This is a genomic window from Nocardioides sp. NPDC059952 (assembly GCF_042730435.1).
Taxonomy (GTDB): Bacteria; Actinomycetota; Actinomycetes; order Propionibacteriales; family Nocardioidaceae; genus Nocardioides.
Genome location: NZ_JBHWLY010000022.1, coordinates 14,916 through 31,508 on the forward strand (window position 1 = coordinate 14,916; position 16,593 = coordinate 31,508).

General features: G+C 72.4%; 14 protein-coding genes. 1 reads left to right on the forward strand and 13 read right to left on the reverse strand.

Features of this window, described 5'->3' with window-relative positions; genetic code table 11:
- Positions 1-40: 40 nt before the first annotated feature.
- From ACFV9G_RS12365 to ACFV9G_RS12425, 13 genes are all read right to left on the reverse strand, one after another.
- Positions 41-1,669 carry a class I adenylate-forming enzyme family protein gene (locus ACFV9G_RS12365; protein WP_378727771.1) on the reverse strand — a complete coding sequence of 543 codons (1,629 nt, stop codon included), beginning with the start codon at positions 1,667-1,669 and terminating at the stop codon, positions 41-43.
- Between the two features lie 57 nt (positions 1,670-1,726).
- Positions 1,727-2,551: an SDR family NAD(P)-dependent oxidoreductase gene (locus ACFV9G_RS12370; protein ID WP_378727772.1), complete on the reverse strand. Its 825-nt coding sequence runs from the start codon at positions 2,549-2,551 to the stop codon at positions 1,727-1,729.
- The gene (locus tag ACFV9G_RS12375; protein WP_378727773.1) at positions 2,536-3,159 is read right to left on the reverse strand and encodes a PaaI family thioesterase; all 624 of its coding nucleotides are present in this window, start codon (positions 3,157-3,159) and stop codon (positions 2,536-2,538) included. The genes ACFV9G_RS12370 and ACFV9G_RS12375 overlap by 16 nt, the downstream gene beginning before the upstream one ends.
- 4 nt (positions 3,160-3,163) lie before the next feature.
- Complete coding sequence (locus ACFV9G_RS12380) at positions 3,164-4,300, reverse strand: steroid 3-ketoacyl-CoA thiolase (RefSeq protein WP_378727774.1); 1,137 nt, start codon at positions 4,298-4,300, stop codon at positions 3,164-3,166.
- 17 nt (positions 4,301-4,317) lie between these two features.
- Positions 4,318-5,457 carry an acyl-CoA dehydrogenase family protein gene (locus ACFV9G_RS12385; RefSeq protein ID WP_378727775.1) on the reverse strand — a complete coding sequence of 380 codons (1,140 nt, stop codon included), beginning with the start codon at positions 5,455-5,457 and terminating at the stop codon, positions 4,318-4,320.
- Between the two features lies 1 nt (position 5,458).
- The gene (locus tag ACFV9G_RS12390) at positions 5,459-6,685 is read right to left on the reverse strand and encodes an acyl-CoA dehydrogenase family protein (protein WP_378727776.1); all 1,227 of its coding nucleotides are present in this window, start codon (positions 6,683-6,685) and stop codon (positions 5,459-5,461) included.
- 30 nt (positions 6,686-6,715) lie between these two features.
- Complete coding sequence (locus tag ACFV9G_RS12395; RefSeq protein ID WP_378727777.1) at positions 6,716-8,950, reverse strand: acyl-CoA dehydrogenase; 2,235 nt, start codon at positions 8,948-8,950, stop codon at positions 6,716-6,718.
- Position 8,951: 1 nt separating this feature from the next.
- Positions 8,952-10,064: a steroid 3-ketoacyl-CoA thiolase gene (locus tag ACFV9G_RS12400; protein ID WP_378727778.1), complete on the reverse strand. Its 1,113-nt coding sequence runs from the start codon at positions 10,062-10,064 to the stop codon at positions 8,952-8,954.
- A gap of 10 nt (positions 10,065-10,074) precedes the next feature.
- A complete protein-coding gene (locus tag ACFV9G_RS12405) occupies positions 10,075-11,256 on the reverse strand; it encodes a lipid-transfer protein (RefSeq protein WP_378727779.1) in 1,182 nt (393 codons plus the stop codon).
- A complete protein-coding gene (locus tag ACFV9G_RS12410) occupies positions 11,253-11,693 on the reverse strand; it encodes a beta-hydroxyacyl-ACP dehydratase (RefSeq protein ID WP_378727780.1) in 441 nt (146 codons plus the stop codon). The genes ACFV9G_RS12405 and ACFV9G_RS12410 overlap by 4 nt, the downstream gene beginning before the upstream one ends.
- Positions 11,690-12,124, reverse strand: a complete 435-nt coding sequence (locus ACFV9G_RS12415) for a Zn-ribbon domain-containing OB-fold protein (RefSeq protein WP_378727781.1) — start codon at positions 12,122-12,124, stop codon at positions 11,690-11,692. Before ACFV9G_RS12415 ends, ACFV9G_RS12410 begins: the two co-directional genes overlap by 4 nt.
- The gene (locus ACFV9G_RS12420) at positions 12,121-12,687 is read right to left on the reverse strand and encodes a MaoC family dehydratase N-terminal domain-containing protein (protein WP_378727782.1); all 567 of its coding nucleotides are present in this window, start codon (positions 12,685-12,687) and stop codon (positions 12,121-12,123) included. Before ACFV9G_RS12420 ends, ACFV9G_RS12415 begins: the two co-directional genes overlap by 4 nt.
- Before the next feature lie 108 nt (positions 12,688-12,795).
- Positions 12,796-14,325, reverse strand: coding sequence for an FAD-dependent oxidoreductase (locus ACFV9G_RS12425; RefSeq protein ID WP_378727783.1), 1,530 nt, complete (start codon positions 14,323-14,325; stop codon positions 12,796-12,798).
- Positions 14,326-14,450: 125 nt separating this feature from the next.
- Between ACFV9G_RS12425 and ACFV9G_RS12430 the strand changes: the two genes are divergently transcribed.
- Entirely contained in the window at positions 14,451-16,571 is a 2,121-nt protein-coding gene (locus tag ACFV9G_RS12430; protein WP_378727784.1) for an FAD-dependent oxidoreductase, read from the forward strand.
- Positions 16,572-16,593 lie beyond the last annotated feature (22 nt).

Below are 16,593 nucleotides of genomic sequence, written 5' to 3' on the forward strand. Positions count from 1 at the left end.
TCGTCGGTCCCCTGCCTCGGGCGAGGTGGGGCAGCTGTGCTCAGGTCAGCCGGACGTCGCGGCGGTTGACCTTGCCGGTCGCGTTGCGGGGCAGCTCGTCGAGCGTGATCTGCCAGCGGGTCGGCACCTTGTAGCGCGCGATCCCGGCCGCGGTGTGAGCGCACAGGTCCTCCGACGAGACGCTCTCCCCCGGGTGCAGCACCACGACCGCAGCGACCGCCTGGCCGTAGTCGGGGTCGGGGACACCCATCACGATGCACTCGCGCACCGCCGGGTGAGCGACGATGCGGTCCTCGACCTCGGCCGGGTAGATGTTCTCGCCGCCGCGCAGGATCAGGTCGGACCGGCGGCTCGCGATGTGGAGCTGACCGTCGGCGAGATGGCCGAGATCGCCGGTGCGGAACCACCGGTGCGGCGCGGTCGACGCGGCCGTCGCCTTGGCGTTGTTCCAGTAGCCGAGCATCATCTGAGCGCCGCGAAGGTGGATCTCACCCTCGATCCCGTCGGCCACCGGGCGGCCGTCGGTGTCACGGATCTCGACCTCGACCGTCGGCACCGGGCGTCCCACCGTCGACGGGTCCGCAGCCAGCTCGGCCGCCGAGGCGAGGGTCGCTGCGGTGCAGGACTCGGTGAGGCCGTACGTCGTGCCGAGGGACCGGCCGGCCTGGGGAATCGCGGTCCGCAGCGCCTCCTTGAGGCCGGGCGAGGACGGTGCGCTGCCGACCGAGAGGCTGCGCAGGGAGGAGAGGTCGAACTCCGCAAGCCGGTCACCGAGCTCGATGATGCGGGTCAGCATGGTCGGCATCGCACCCCAGTTGGTGACCCGCTCCTTCTCGATGAGCCGCAGCACCTGCTCGATGACGAACTTGCCCTGATAGATGACCGCGACGTCCCCGACGACGAGCCGGACGACCGCCAGGTTGTGCAGCGAGGCGATGTGGAACAGGGGCGAGACCAGCAGGAACCGGCGGTCCGCCTGCGGCAGCCCCAGCTCGGCGGCGACGGCGTCGTTGAGCAGGTGGAACCACACCGCGGCGATGACGTTGCGGTGGGAGTGGGTGGCGCCCTTCGCCCGACCGGTGGTGCCGCTGGTGAACAGGATCACCGCGGGATCGTCCTCGTCGATCTCGTGGTCCAGCTCCGGCAAGGGCGCGCCCGGGTGCTCGGCCGCGATGCGCGGCAGGTCCGACTCGACGCTCAGCAGCGGGACGTCCAGCCCCTCGGCCAGTCGGGCCCGCGGCTCGTCGACGATCAAGACCTTCGGCTCGGTGAGCTCGACGCCGTGGGCGAGCTCGGGTCGGGCCCACATCGAGTTCATCCCGACGGCGACGGCGCCGAGCGAGACCGCGGCCCAGAACCCGACGATCCACTCGGGGCAGTTGGCCGCGCACAGTCCGACCCGGTCGCCTCTGCCGACGCCGTGCTCCTCACGCAGCACCTTGGCGAGAGCGGCGACCTCGTCGTAGTGCTCGGCGAAGCCGATCCGCCGCTCTGCCGTGACCAGATAGTCCCGATCACCGTGGCTTCGCGACGACTCCAGGAGCTCACGCAGCGACCGTTGCCGGTTCACGTAGACGTCCATGGGCTCGCCGAGGACGTCCTCCGTCCGGATCTCGAGAGGCGCTCCGGGCGCGGTCAACAGGGCGACGGCCTCGTCACGGGTGCTCATGCTGCTTCGGTGTCCTCTCGTCCTTCGATCTGTGCTGGCTGAGTGCTGGCGACGCGGTCATCTGACCGTCAGCTGTCCGCCGTCGACGTTCCACGCCTGCCCGGTGACCCACGCGGCCTGGTCGCTGGCGAGGAAGGCCACCACGGCGGCGACCTCGTGCGGTTCTCCGCTCCTGCCGAGTGGCAGGTTGGCGCGGACGTACGCGCGCCACGACTCCGGGTCTCGATCGTCGAGACGTCCGGTCTCGGTCACGCCGGGGCAGACGGCATTCACCCGGATGCCGTGCGTGCCCAGCTCCTTGGCGGCCGAGGACGTCAGCGACTGCACCGCGGCCTTCGACGCCGAGTAAGCACCGGTCCCGGCTCCGCTCAGCTTCCCGCCGATCGAGGAGATGTTGATGATGCTGCCGCCGTCACCCTGCGCGACCAGGTGTCCCCCGAAGGTCCGCATCATCAGGAAGGTGCCCCGCAGGTTGACCGCCATCACCTGGTCGAACGCCTCGATCGACAGGTCGGTCAGCGGTACCCGGTCCTCTCCTCGTGAGGCCGCGGCGTTGTTGACGACGACGTCCACCCGACCGAGCTCGGCGAGCGTCAGATCCAGGAGCCGGCGTACGTCATCGGGATCTGCGACGTCGCAGACCACGGCCAGCGCCCGGCGGCCGAGGGCCCGGACCTCGTCGGCGACGGACTCGATGTCCCGCCACTCGGCGGCGACCTCGTCGGCGGGACGGTCCTCGGGACGCCGCCCGGTCCCGGTGACGACCACGTCGCAGCCGGCCCGGGCGAGCTCGACGGCCAGGGCGCGACCGATCGAGCGCATCCTGCCCGCGCCGGTGACGACCGCGACCTTGCCGTCGAGGCCGGTCAGCTCGTAGCCCATGGGATCTCCTCGAGCTCGATGAAGAGGCCGGTGGCCTCGACGGTGCGCTCGCCGTCGACCTCGACCCAGGACTCCGCGACGATCTTGCGACCCGAGATCTTCACGATCCGCGCCGCGAGGTCGACGGGGACGTCGAGCGGAGTGCGAGCGCGATATCTCATGTCGAGGGTCGCGGTGACCGCCCGGCGCCCGGTGGCCTGCACCAGCGTGCCGACCATGCAGTCCATCAGGTGCGCCAGGAACCCACCGTGCACCGAGTCCGGCGGCCCTTCGTAGAGCGCGTTCGGGACCGTCCTCGCCCGCGCCGTGTCGCCCTCGAGGTGCAGCGCCAACGGGAGCGCCTGCGGGTTGAACCGGAAGATCGGCAACGGCTGGTCCGCACCGGCCTCGCGGGCCCGCGCCGGGGCGTGGAAGTCGGCGCGCAGCACCCGGGCACGGCTCCGGCGGCCGAGCTCGTCGGTGAGTGCGTCCATCCGGGTCCTGGCAGCGCGGAGCTCGTCGACGTCGAGGTCGGCGGTGGCCGCGGCCAGCATCAGGCGCCGCGTGGCCGACGCGAGGGCGGCGACCTCCTCGGCGAGCTCGTCGGTGTGCTCCGGCGTGAGGGTCACGAGATCAGATCCTCTCGATGATCGCGCCGGTCACCTGGGCACCACCGGCACAGATCGCGACCATCGCGAACTGCTGGTCGCGCCGTTCGAGCTCGTCGAGCGCGGTCGCGATCAGGCGTACCCCGGTCGAGCCGACCGGGTGGCCCAGGGCGATCGCACCACCGTTGACGTTGAGCCTGTCGAGGTCGACGCCGTGCACGCGGGCGAAGGACAGCGGAACCGCGGCGAAGGCCTCGTTGACCTCGAACAGGTCGATGTCGCTGATGCTCATCCCGGTCCGCTGGAGGAGCCGCTCCCCTGCCCGGACCGGGCCGTCGAGGAGGTACTTCGGCTCGGCGCCGAGCAGGGTCTGGGCCACGATCCGGCCGCGGGGACGCAGCCCGAGCTCGGCGGCACGTGTCGCGGACATCAGCAGCGCGGCGGTGGCGCCGTCGGAGATCTGCGAGGCGGTGCCGGCGGTGTGCAGGCCACCCTCGCGGATCGTCTTCAGCCCGGCGAGCGCCTCGAGGCTGGTGTCCCGCAGGCCCTCGTCGCGGGTCACGACGGTGCCGTCGGGCAGCTTGACCTCGATCACCTGGTGGGCGTAGCGGCCGGCGTCCCACGCCTGCCGGGCCCGCTGCTGCGAAGCCAGGCCGAAGGAATCGAGGTCCTCCCGGGTCAGGCCCCGACGATCGGCGATCCGGTCGGCGGCCTCGTACTGGGCCGGTAGGTCGATGGTCCAGTCGTCGGGTCGGGGCCGGCCGACCGTGCCGTCGCCGAGGTTGGCGAGCAGGGGCACCCGCGACATGGCCTCGACACCGCAGGCGATGCCGGTGTCGATGTATCCGGCGGCGATCTGCGCCGCGACCAGGTGGACGGCCTGCTGGGCCGAGCCGCACTGGGCGTCGAGGGTGGTCGAGCCGACCTCCTCGGGGAGACCCGCGTGCAGCCAGGCGAAGCGGACGACGTTCCCGGACTGCTCTCCGGCCTGGGTGACGCAGCCGCCGATGACCTCGTCGACGGTGGCGGGGTCGACGCCGGTGCGCTCGAGGATCCCGCGCTGGGCGCGGCCGAGCAGGTCGACCGCGTGCAGGCCGGACAGGACACCTCCGCGGCGGCCGTACGGGGTGCGGATCGCGTCGACGATGACGGGCTCGGACATGGGGATCTCCTCGGTGGTCAGGCGGGCGCGCCGATGCGCGGAGCGGTGGGCAGTACGTCCCCGAGCTCGGCCGCGATCGCATCGCCGCTGCCGAAGGAGAAGGCGACCTGGCGGCCCCACAGGAAGTAGCGGTGGATCGGGTAGTCGATGTCGGCGCCGATCCCGCCGTGCAGGTGCTGCCCGGCGAGGACGACCCGCAGTCCCCCGACCGAGGCCCACCACTTGGCGACCAGGCTGGCCGGCTCGGCCGGCTCCTCGCCGCCCTGCTCGGGGTTGTCGAGCAGCCAGGCAGCCCTGTGGGTGGTCAGCCGGATCGCCTCGGTGTCGAGGTAGGCGTCGGTGGCGCGTACGGCGACAGCCTGGTTCGTGGACACCGGACGGCCGAACTGGACCCGCTCGGAGGTGTAGGCCGCGGTGATCCGCAGGTCCTCCTCGCAGACGCCGAGCGCGACCGCGGCGAGCGCGATCCGCAGCCGGCGTCGGGTCCACGCCGTCACGGTGGCGCCGTCGGCAGGCAGCAGATCGTCCTCGGTGAGGACGACGTCCTCGAAGACGATCGCACCGGCGCTCTCGTTGCTGGTGGCCGCGACGGGCACCACGGTGACGCCGGCCCGGTCGAGCGGGACGAGCGCGACCCGGAGGCCACCGTCCTCCGCCGTCACCGGTACGACGACCGCCTGGGCCACCGGCGCCGCGGGCACCTGGGGCAGCTCGCCGGTCACCCGCAGCCCGCCGTCGACCGCGAGACCGGTCAGCCGGGCGACCTGGCCGGGAGCGGCGTCGAAGGCACCGGTCACGATCGCGGTGCCTTCGATGATCGGGCCGACCCACTGCTCCACCTGGGCGGGCGAGCCGAACTCGGCGAGCGGCAGCGCGGCGCCGGCGACGACCGACCACAGCGGCACCGGCGCGACGTGGCGGCCCTGCTGCTCGAGGAGAGCGACCAGACCACCCATCCCGAGGCCCGCACCCCCGACGTCCTCGGAGAGGGCGATGCCGATCAGGCCGGAGGAGGCGAGCGTCTCCCACAGCCGGGCGTCGAAGCCGCCCTCGTTGCGCTCCACCTCGACGACGCGCTCCACCTGGGCCAGGTCGCCCAGGATCTGCGCGGCGAGGTCGCGTACCTCGGCGTGGTCCTCGGTGAGGTCGAAGTCCATGTCAGCTCCCCTTCTTCGTGTCGGTCGTGGCGGTCTGCGGAGTCTCCTTGCGGCGGGCGCCGAGCGTCATCCCGAGCGTCTTGGCCGCGACGATCTCGCGCATCACCTCGTTGGTGCCGCCGCCGAAGGTGTTGTTCTGGGCACGCCGTCCCAAGGACTCGACCCGGCCGTCGATCGCGGCCCCCGGCGAGCCGGGCCGCAGCAGCCCGGCCGCGCCGAGCACCTGCTGGAGCCTTCCGTACGCCGTCACGACCGCCTCGGTGCCGAAGATCTTGGCGGCGGCGGAGTCGCCCGGGCCGAGCGTGTTGGCGGCGACGTCGGAGACCAGGCGCAGGTTCATCAGGTCGGCGGCGCTGAGCAGCGCGTAGACCTCGGCCAGCGCGCTGCGCACCCACGGGACGTCGTAGAGGGTGGTGCCGGGGCCGAGCTTCTCGGCCTGCGCCCAGGCGAGCACGGCGTCGTACATCTGGTTGGCGATCCCACCGCGGGCGGCCAGCGCGACGCGCTCGTGGTTGAGCTGGCTGGTCATCAGCCTCCAGCCCTGGTTGAGCCCGCCGACCACGTTGCTCAGCGGAACGCGTACGTCCTCGTAGTAGGTCGCCGACGTGCTGATCCCACCCACGGTGTGGATCTCGGTGACCGAGAAGCCGGGGCTCGAGGTCGGCACCAGCACGACGGAGATGCCCTGGTGACGCGGGGCGTCGGGGTCGGTGCGGACCGCGAGCCAGACCCAGTCGGCGAACACACCGGCGCTGGTGAAGATCTTGTTGCCGTTGATGATCAGCTCGTCGCCGTCGATCCGGGCCCGGGTCTGCAGGCTGGCGAGGTCGGTGCCGGCGCCGGGCTCGGTGTAGCCGATCGCGAACATCAGCTCGCCGAGCAGGATCTTCGGGAGGAAGAAGTCCTTCTGCTCCTGCGAGCCGTGCTTCATCAGCGTCGGCGCGACGGTGTTGAGGGTGACCAGCGACAGCGGGGCGCCGGCGCGCAGCGCCTCGTCGTAGAAGACGTAGAGCGCCTCGGGGTCCTCGCCGCGGCCGCCGTACTCGGTCGGGAAGCCGAGGCCGAGCCAGCCGTCCTTGCCCATCCGGCGCAGGACCCGGTCAAAGACCGGACCACCCTCGGTCTGCTCGGCGAGCGCCGCGCGGTCCTCCTCGTCGATGGTGGCGGCGAAGTAGGCACGCAGCTCGGCGCGCAGTGCCTTGGAGCTGTCGGAGAGCTCGGGGTACATATCGCAGTTCCTTGCGGTCGATGGTGGAGGTCAGCGCGGGAGCCGGAGCACCCGGCGGGCGATGACGTTGAGCTGGATCTCGAGGGTGCCGCCGCCGACGAGCACGGCGGGCAGGCCGATGTGGTCGATGACCGGGCCGTCAGCGTCGTCGGTGTGCCTGCCGGTCGGGGGCACGGCGACCAGGGCGTGGCGGCCCAGGACGCGGAGCAGGTCACGGGAGTTGTCGCGCTGGGCGATCGCGTTGCAGACCTTCTGCACGCTGATCTCGGCGCCGAGGTCGAGCCCGTCGATGCGGGCCAGGACCGAGCGCAGGTTGAGCGCGGACAGCGCCATCTCCCGGCCGACGCACCGGCCGAGCACCTCGACGACGGCGTCCCGGGAGGCCTGGTGGTCGCCGGAGTCGAGCACCGCGCGGACGAGGTCGCTGGAGCCGTGGCTGAGCCGCGCGCCCATGCTGAGCCGCTCGTTGGCGAGCGTGGTGACGGCCAGCCGCCAGCCGGCGCCCGCCTCGGCGACCAGACAGTCGTCGGGCACGAAGACGTCGTCGAGGAAGACCTCGTTGAACTCGGAGAGACCGGTCGCCTGGCGCAGCGGACGTACGTCGACACCCTGGCTGCGCATGTCGACCAGGAAGTAGGAGATGCCTGCGTGCTTGGGAGCGTCGGGGTCGGTACGCGCCAGGCAGACTCCCCAGTCGGCCTCGGCGGCCATGGAGTTCCAGACCTTCTGACCGCTGATCAGCCAGCCGCCCTCGACCTTGCGGGCCCTCGTGGACAGGCCGGCGAGATCGGATCCGGCGCCGGGCTCGGAGAAGAGCTGGCACCAGAGGATCTCGCCGCGCAGGGTCGGGTCGAGGAAGCGCTGCTGCTGCTCGGTGGTGCCGTGCACGAGCAGGGTGGGCAGCACCCACTCGCCGATCACGGTCGAGGGCTGCGCGAGCGCCCGGCGGGTGAACTCCTGGGCGATGACGGCCTGCTCCTGCGGCCCTGCCGCACGCCCCCACGGTGCCGGGTAGTGCGGAGCCACCAACCGTGCCTCGGCGAGGTGCTCCTGACGGCGACCGCCCCGCGAGGACCCCCACCCGGAGGCAGGTACGCCGTCGTCGGGCAGCTCCAGCGCGGCGTCGAGGATCGTGGCGAGCTCTGCTCGCAGCTCGGGCAGCGCATCGTCGGCGACGAAGCCGAAGTCGCGATCGGCCTCGAGCGCCACCGCGCCGAGCCGGGCCGCCCACCTGCTCTCCTCACCGAGGACGGCGGAGAGGCTGATCGCGCGGCGCCAGTAGAGGTGGGCGTCGTGCTCCCAGGTGAAGCCGATGCCGCCGAAGAGCATGACGCCCTCCCCGGCCACGTCGACGACGGCCGGGAGTGCGGTGAGGCCGACCTGGGCGGCGGCGAGACGCTGCTGGTCGGCGGTGTCGTCGCCGGCACGCGCGGCGTCCCAGGCGACGGCGCAGATCATCTCGGCCTTGACCAGCATCGATGCGATCTTGTGCTGCACCGCCTGGAAGCTGCCGACCGGGACGCCGAACTGCCGGCGGGTGCCGACGTACTCGACGATCGTGTCGACGAACCAACGGGCGACACCGGCCGCGTCGGCGGCCAGCAGCGTGGCGGTGAGCAGGTCCACCGCGTGGTCGCTCGGCGCGGCCAGGACCGCGCTCGCCTCGACGGCGTGGCCTTCGAGGACCAGGCGGCCCACGGGACGGGTCAGGTCGGTGGCGGGCTCGACCCGGACCTCGCCGGCGGCAGGCGTCAGCGCGCACCACACCGGCTCCCCGGTCGCCGTGAGCGCGCGCACCACGACGATCTCGGCGCCGGGTAGTCCGAGCACGGGCAGGCTGGCGCCGGAGAGGGTCCAGCCGCCGTCGCACGGTGCCGCCGCGATGCCCGGTCCGTCGACCAGGGCGCCGGTGGCACCTTCGACGAAGCGCTCCAGCACCTGGCTCCGGACGAGACCGGTCGGCGCTGCCGCGACGGCGCCGCTGGCCAGGACGGTCGGCAGGAACGGACCTGGATGCAGGGCTCGGCCGAGCTGCTCGGCGACGACGGCGAGCTCCATCAGGCCGCCGCCCGCGCCACCGTCCGCCTCGGGCAGGTGGATGGCATGCAGGCCCTGCCGCAGCAGGGCGTCCCAGGCCTCCGGACGCTTGCCGGCGGCGAGGTCGTCGAGCCGGTCACGGGTCGCCTCGATCGGGGCGGCGCGGCGGGCCCAGGCGGCGACGGAGTCGGCCAGGTCGCGGTGGTCGTCGGTGAGAGCCAGAGGCATGTCAGAGCCGTTCGAGGAGGAGGCAGGTGGTGGCGGCCGAGGCGCAGATCGCGACCATCGCGACCTGGGCGTCACGGCGCTCCAGCTCGGCGAGCGCGGTCGCGATCAGCCGGATGCCGGTGGCGCCGGCCGGGTGGCCGAGGGCGATGGCGCCACCGTTCGGGTTGAGCCGGTCCTCGTCGACGCCGTGGACCTGCGCGAAGGACCTCGGGACGGAGGCGAAGGCCTCGTTGACCTCGAACACGTCGACGTCGCCGATCTTCATGCCCGCGCGGGCGAGCACCTTCGCCGCGGCCTCGATGGGGGCGTCGAGCATGTACTCCAGGTCGCCGCCCATCACGCACTGGTTGAGCAGTCGCGCCTTCGGCTTCAGCCCCAGGTCGCGGGCACGGTCCTCGGACATCAGCAGCGCGGCGCTGGCGCCGTCGGAGACCTGGGAGGAGGTTCCGGCCGTGTGCAGCCCACCCTCCTTGACCGGCTTCAGCTTGGCCAGGCCCTCCATCGAGGACTCCCGCAGGCCCTGGTCACGGGTGACGCCGGCCACCGGGATGATCTGGGGGTCGAAGACCCCGGCGTCCCACGCGGCAGCGGCGCGCTGTTGGGAGCGCAGGCCGAAGGCATCCAGGTCCTCGCGACCGAGGCCGCGGCGTACGGCGATCCGGTCGGCAGCGGTGTACTGGTCGGGGTTGGTGACCGACCAGCTCTCCGGCCGCGGAGTGCCGAGACCCTTCCCGGCCTTGTACGTCAACGGGACCCGCGACATCAGCTCGACGCCGCAGGCGATACCGACATCGAGCGAGCCGATCGCGATCTGGCCGGCCACCAGGCTGACCGCCTGGGCGGCGGTGCCGCACTGCGCGTCGATGGTCGTGGTACCGGTCGCGGTCGGCAGCCCGGCGTGCACCCAGGAGGTCCTGGTGATGTTGCCGAACTGCTCACCGATCGGGGTGACACAGCCGCCGATGGCCTGCTCGACCAGCTCGGGATCGATGCCGGTGCGTTCGAGGACGCCACGCTGGGCGTACCCGAGGAGCTCGGCGGCGTGGATGCCCGAGAGCCAGCCCTCGCGCTTGCCGAACGGGGTGCGGGCGGCGTCGACGATGACGGGTTTCATGCCGATCTCCTCAGCGGTCCGCGGACAGGACGAGGGCCGAGTGCGGCACCGGCGAGCCACCGGTGACCAGCACGTTCTCGAGCGTCTTGGCCGGTTGGTTGACCGAGGTCCCGCGGATCAGGCGTACGCCCTCGGCGATCCCGTTGACGCCGTGGATGTAGCCCTCGCCGAGCTGGCCGCCGTGGGTGTTGACCGGCAGCCGGCCGTCGACCTCGAGGTTGCCGTCGGCGATGAAGTGGCGGGCCTCGCCGCGGCCGCAGAAGCCGTACTCCTCCAGCTGCAGCAGCACCATCGGGGTGAACGCGTCGTAGAGGATCGCGGCGTCGATGTCGTCGGGACCGATCCCGGCCTGGCGCCACAGCTGCCGGGCGACCAGCTCGACCTCGGGCATCGCGTCGATGTCGTCGCGGTAGTAGCTGCTCATCGAGATCTGCTGCGGGCCGACGCCCTGCGCGGCGCCGGTGATGACGGCCGGCGGGTGCGGCAGGTCGCGGGCGCGCTCGGCGCTGACGATGACCAGCGCCTGGCCGCCGTCGCTCTCCTGGCAGCAGTCGAGCAGGCGCAGCGGGTCGGCGATCAGCCGCGAGGACTGGTGGTCCTCGATGGTGATCGGCCGCTCGTAGAACCACGCCTGCGGGTTGGTGGCGGCGTGCTTGCGGGAGAGCACGGAGATCTGGCCGAAGTCGGCACTCGTGGCGCCGTACTTCTCCATGTAGAGCCGCGCCAGGAAGGCCTCCTGCTGGGCCGGCGTGAGCAGGCCGTAGGGGTTGATCCAGTTGCGGTACTCCTGGTCGGTGTTCGCGGTGTAGGCGAACGGCGGCGGGCCCTGACCGAAGCGGTGTCCCGAGCGCTCGTTGAACGCGCGGTAGACCACGACGACGTCGGCGACACCGGAGGTGACCGCGAGCGCCGCCTGCTGGACCGGGGCGCAGGCGCCACCGCCGCCGTGCGGGATCCGGCTGAAGAACTTCAGCTCCGGGATGCCGAGGGCACGGGCGACCGCGATCTCCGGGTTCGTCTCCATGGTGAACAGGGCGAACCCGTCGACCTCCTCAACACCGATCTGGGCGTCCTCGAGGGCGGCGAGCACGGACTCGCATGCCAGCTGCCACTCGCTGCGCCCGGACTTCTTGGAGAACTCGGTCGCGCCGATCCCGGCGATCGCGGCGCCGCCGGAGAAACTGCTGCTCATCGGTTGCCTCCGGTGGACTGGTCGGTGGACTGGTTGGTGGGCTGGTCGAGGGTGACGGTCGCGGTGACGTGCGCACCGCGGGCGTTGCGGCCGGCGACGTTCAGCACGACAGCGCTCTCGGTGACCTCGGCGACGTCCCCGGAGAAGGTCATCGTGTCGCCGGGGAAGTTGGGGACGCCCAGGCGCAGGGCCACCTTGCGGATCCGGGTCGCCGGGCCGAACAGGTCGGTCACGTAGCGGTCCAGGAAGCCGTTGGTGGAGTTGATCGACATGAAGATGTCGGGCGTGCCCCGCTCGTTGGCCTTGCCGGGGTCGTGGTGGACGTCCTCGAAGTCCTGGCTGGCGATCGCGGTGGCCACGATGGTCGTGCGGTCCAGCGGCAGGGCCAGCTCGGGAAGGGTGGCGCCGGTCGTCACGGTCGCGAGGTCGAGGCTCACGCGGCACCTCCGACCGGACGCAGCTGCGGCAGCATCTCGCCGTGGGCGTGCTCGGCGAACCCGACCTCGAGCTCCATGCCGAGGCGCAGGTCGTCGTGGTCGACGCCGCTGATGTCGGCGACCAGGCGGGTCCCCTCCTCCAGGTCCACGAGCCCGACGGCGAGCGGGTAGGTGAAGGCGGGGTCCTGGGGGTGGTGGATCACGGTCCAGCTGTGCAGCGTGCACCGACCGCTCGCGGTCACGGTGTCCCAGGCGAACGACCGGCACGACGCGCACGCGGGCGCCGGCGGATGGCGTAGGGTCTTGCAGTCGCCGCACCGCTGGATCTCCAGCCGCCCCTCACGGGCCGCGGTGAAGAAGAACTCGTTGTCCTGGGTGACGGTCAGACCAGGGACGGACGTACGCCGCTCCTGAGGTGCTTCGGCGCTCATGCTGCGGGCTCCTTCGGGGCGTCCTTGGTGGTGGGATCGAAGCGGAGGATCACGAACCTCTCGTCCACGAGGAGCTGGTCCTCCTGGTCGACGTAGCGCTTGCGCAGGGTGATGAAGCAGCCGTTGCCGAGGCCGGTGCGCTTGATCGGCGAGATGTCCTCGATCGTGAAGTGGCAGGTCACGCGTGTTCCAGGAGTGAGCTCGCGGACGTACTCCTGCTCCTGGGCCGTGGCCACCACGGAGGTGAAGCCGTGCTCGTCGAGGAGGGCGAGGAGCCGGGAGTACGCGTGGTCCTCCTGAACGCCTTCCGCGCGCAGAGCCTGGACCTGACGCCAACGGCGGTAGCCCTGCATCACCCAGGTCGTGACCATGGCCGGCGGGCAGACGACGTCGTCGCGGCCGGTGGCGCGGGCGGCCTCGGCGTCGACGTAGACCGGGTTGAGATCGTCGTGGGCCTCCACCCAGTTGCGGATCATCGCCTCGTTGACGGCGTACCGCGACACCCGGGGTGGTTCGGCCACCTCGCCGACGAAGTCCCCGAATCGGGCCTCGAGCTCTTCCATCGATCGTCCTCCACCTGGCCGGAATTGAGCAAGCGCTTGGTCCATCATGTGCCTCGCCGCCGATCGGCGCGAGGAGTCCTCCCGCCCAGCGGACGTTCTCCCCCTCGATCAGCGCCGCAGCATGTCCTGGACCGCGCGCCAGCCGAAGGCCATCGCCGTCCCGATCGGGACGCCCGGACCGGGGTAACAGGCTCCGGAGAGCGAGGCGCTGGCGTTTCCGGTGGCGTAGAGCCCCTCGACGGGACGGTCGTCGGCACCCAGGACCCGGGCGTCGACGTCGGTGCGCAGACCGCCCTTGGTCCCGAGGTCGGCAAGGACCATCCTGGCGGCGTAGAACGGCGGCCGGTCGAGCGCGACGAGCGCCGCGTTGGGCCCGTCCCCGACCGCGAAGAACCGGTCGTACTCGTCCTCACCTCGGCCGAAGTCCGCATCGGCGCCGGAGGCGGCGAAGCCGTTGAACCGGTCGACGGTCTCCTGCAGCGCCTGCTCCGGGAGGCCCGTGCCGGCGGCGAGCTCGGCGAGCGAGTCAGCCCGGACCCAGGTCCCTGCGGCGAGGTGCTCCTCGGCCGGCGCGGCCGGCATCGTGATCGCCGGCGCGACGCCGCCGGAGCGCGAGTCGAAGACGAACCAGGCCGGGATGCGGTCGGGTTCGGCGGAGAGCCGGCGGCCCATCTGGTCGTAGGGCAGCGACTCGTTGGCGAACCGGTGCCCGTGCTGGTCCACGATGACGCCGCCGCGGAAGCCGAGCGTGAACGCGGCCTGGCCGTCGGGGGTGACCAGGCCCGGGCACCACCAGCCCTCGTGCATCAGCTCGGTGGTCGCGCCCACCGCCGTGGCCGCCGCGATCGGCTCGCCCGTGTTGGTCCCGGCCGGCGCCATCGCCCACTCGGCAGCCCCCGGGACGGCGTACTTCGTCCGCAGGTCCTGGTTGCGCTCGAACCCGCCGCTGCCGAGGAGGACCCCGCGCGTCGCGGCGATGCGCCGCGGTCCGTCCATGGTCGAGACGACCACGCCGCTGACCCGGCCGTCGGTCGTGATCAGCTCCGTCATCGGCGTCTCGGTACGCACCGTTCCGCCGTTGTCGTGGAAGGCGTGCAGCATGCGTCCGATCAGGGCGCGACCGCCGACCAGCGGCTGGTCGGGATCGTGGCCGAGTCCGGCGCGATCACGGTCGACGACCGGGCGTACGAGCTCGGCCAGGCCGGCCGGCAGCGCGTCCTGCGCCAGTGGGCGCGGCACGATCGAGCGTCCGCCCGGCACCCGCCCGGGCGCCTCGAAGTAGTCGGGGAAGGCCTGGGCGACCAACTCGATCGCCGGCTCGGCCTCCAGCTCGGCCACCACGGCGGGCGCGGCCTCGAGGAACGCCTCCTGGCGGTCCAGCTCGTCCTCGCCGAGCAATGCCCGCAGGTACGTCCTCCCCGACTCGGTCGAGTCCGCCGACCCCGCCCGGCGGGTGGCGTCGTTGCCCGGCAGCCAGGCCGCGGCCCCGGAGTACGCCGACGTACCACCGAGGAGCGCCGACTTCTCCAGCACCACCGTGCTCAGGCCATTCCGCGCCGCGGTGACCGCGGCGGCCATCGCGCCGGCTCCGGAGCCGACCACGACCACGTCGTAGGTCTCGTCGTACTGGGTTGTCATGGAGCCTCCTGCCTCGGGGGATGATCCCGGCCACTGTGGCGTCCGCGCGCGATGCGCCGAGCGTCTCCTCCCGATCAGCGGGCGCAGCCCGTCCCTGAGACCCGGAAGAGCGGCACGCTGCCCCGGTGCAGACCTCGCCACCCAACCCGACCTTCAAGCACCTGCTGAGCCCCGGGGCGATCGGCCCGATGAGCCTCGCCAACCGCGTGGTGATGCCCGCGATGGACATGAACCTCTGCGACGAGGGTGTCCTCGAGGACGGGGACATCGCCCACTACGCCGCGCGCGCCGCCGGCGGGACCGGCCTGGTGATCACCTCGGCAGCCGCCGTCGCGTACCCGATCGGGGCGACCAGCCGCAAGGAGCCCGGCCTCTCCGACGACAGGTTCATCCCCGGCCTGCGTGCGCTGGCCGACGCCGTCCACGCCGAGGGCGCCAAGCTCTGCGTCCAGGCCACCCACCACGGCAAGATGTCGAAGGTCGACACCGCCGACGGGCGCCCGCTGTTCGTACCGTCGATGCCGGTCGGCGAGCGGGACATGTCCGCCCTGCGCGACAACACCCCCACCGAGCTCGGCGCGATGGCGACCGCCGTGTCCGAGGGCAAGACACCCAGCTTCCGTGAGGCGACCGAGGAGGACATCGCCTGGCTGGTCGGGCAGTTCGCCGACGCCGCCCGCCGAGTCATGCGGGCCGGAGCGGACGCGTTCGAGATCCACGCCGCCCACGGCTACGTGCTCGGCACCTTCCTCAGCCGCGCCGACAACCGTCGTACGGACCGGTGGGGCGGGTCGCTGGAGAACCGGGCCCGGCTCGCCTGCGACGTCATCCGCGCCGTCCGCGCCGCTGTCGGCGACGGCCTGGCGATCCTGGTCCGCGTCGCCGGCAAGGAGTACGGCGAGGAGGGCTCGCTCACCACCGAGGAGGCCGTCGCCGCCTCCCGCCTGTTCGAGGAGGCGGGCGCCGACGCGATCCACGTGACCGGCTGGGCTCGCAACCCGTTCCGCGACTTCACCGACGGCCCGCTGCCCAACCTGGTGGGCGCGTACGTCGACCTGGCCCGTGCCGTGAAGGCCGCGGTCACGATCCCGGTGATCGCGGTCGGCCGGGTGCTCCCGGCCGTCGGCGAGGAGCTGATCGCCGGCGGCGGCGCCGACTTCGTGGCGATGGGACGCCAGCTGCTCGCCGACCCCGAGCTGGTCGGCAAGCTGCGCGAGGGTCGCGCGGCATCGGTGCGCCCGTGCATCAACTGCTACGTCTGCGTCGAGCAGAACTTCTGGGACGGCGTCCCCGTGTGCGCGGTCAACCCGGCACTCGGCAACGAGACCCTGCTGCCGTTCCCGAAGCTCGCCGCGCGCCGCCACGTCGTGGTGGTCGGCGGCGGGCCTGGCGGCATGGAGGCGGCCCGCGTGGCCGCCGAGCGCGGCCACCGGGTCACCCTGGTCGAGAAGGGCGACCGGCTGGGCGGATCGGCCTGGTTCTCCCAGCTCACCACCCCCGCCAACGGACCGCTGCTCGACTGGCTGCAGCACGAGGTGGAACGGCTCGGCGTCGACGTACGCCTCAGCGAGACCGCCGACGCCGACGCGCTCGCAGCCCTCGCCCCGGACGTCGTCGTGCTGGCGACGGGCGCCCACCGCGGCATCCCCTCCGTGCCCGGCGCCGACCTCCCCCACGTCCACACCGGCGACACCCTGCGCGGGCTGATCACCGGCGAGAGCGACTCCGGCAGCCGTACGCTGCGCCTGCTCGGCAAGGCGGGCCGGATGAGCGGGCTGACCCGTGACCCGGAGCGGATCCGGGAGCTGACCCGCAAGGTGCTGCCCATCGGCAAGGACGTCGTGGTCATCGGCGGCACGCTCGTCGGCCTGGAGCTGGCCGAGTTCCTCGCCGAGCGCCGCAAGAGCGTCACCGTCCTCGAGCACGGCTCCCAGGCCGGGCTGCCGATGGCGATCCCGCGCCGGTGGACCGCCGTGCGCCAGGCCTCCGAGCACGGCGTCACGATCCATCGCGACACCGAGGTCGTCGAGATCACCCCGACCCAGGTCCGCTACCGGCTCGGCGAGGAGACCTCCGCCGTCGCCGCGGACCTCGTCGTCGTGGCCTCCCACGTCGAGTCCGGCGCGCCGCTCGCCGACGACCTCCAGGCCCGCGGGCTGGAGGTCCACGTCGTCGGCGACGCCGGCGAGGTCGGCTACATCCAGGGCGCCATCCACTCGGCCTGGCGAGTCGCCCGCGCCCTGTGAAACACATCCCATCCACCGAGGA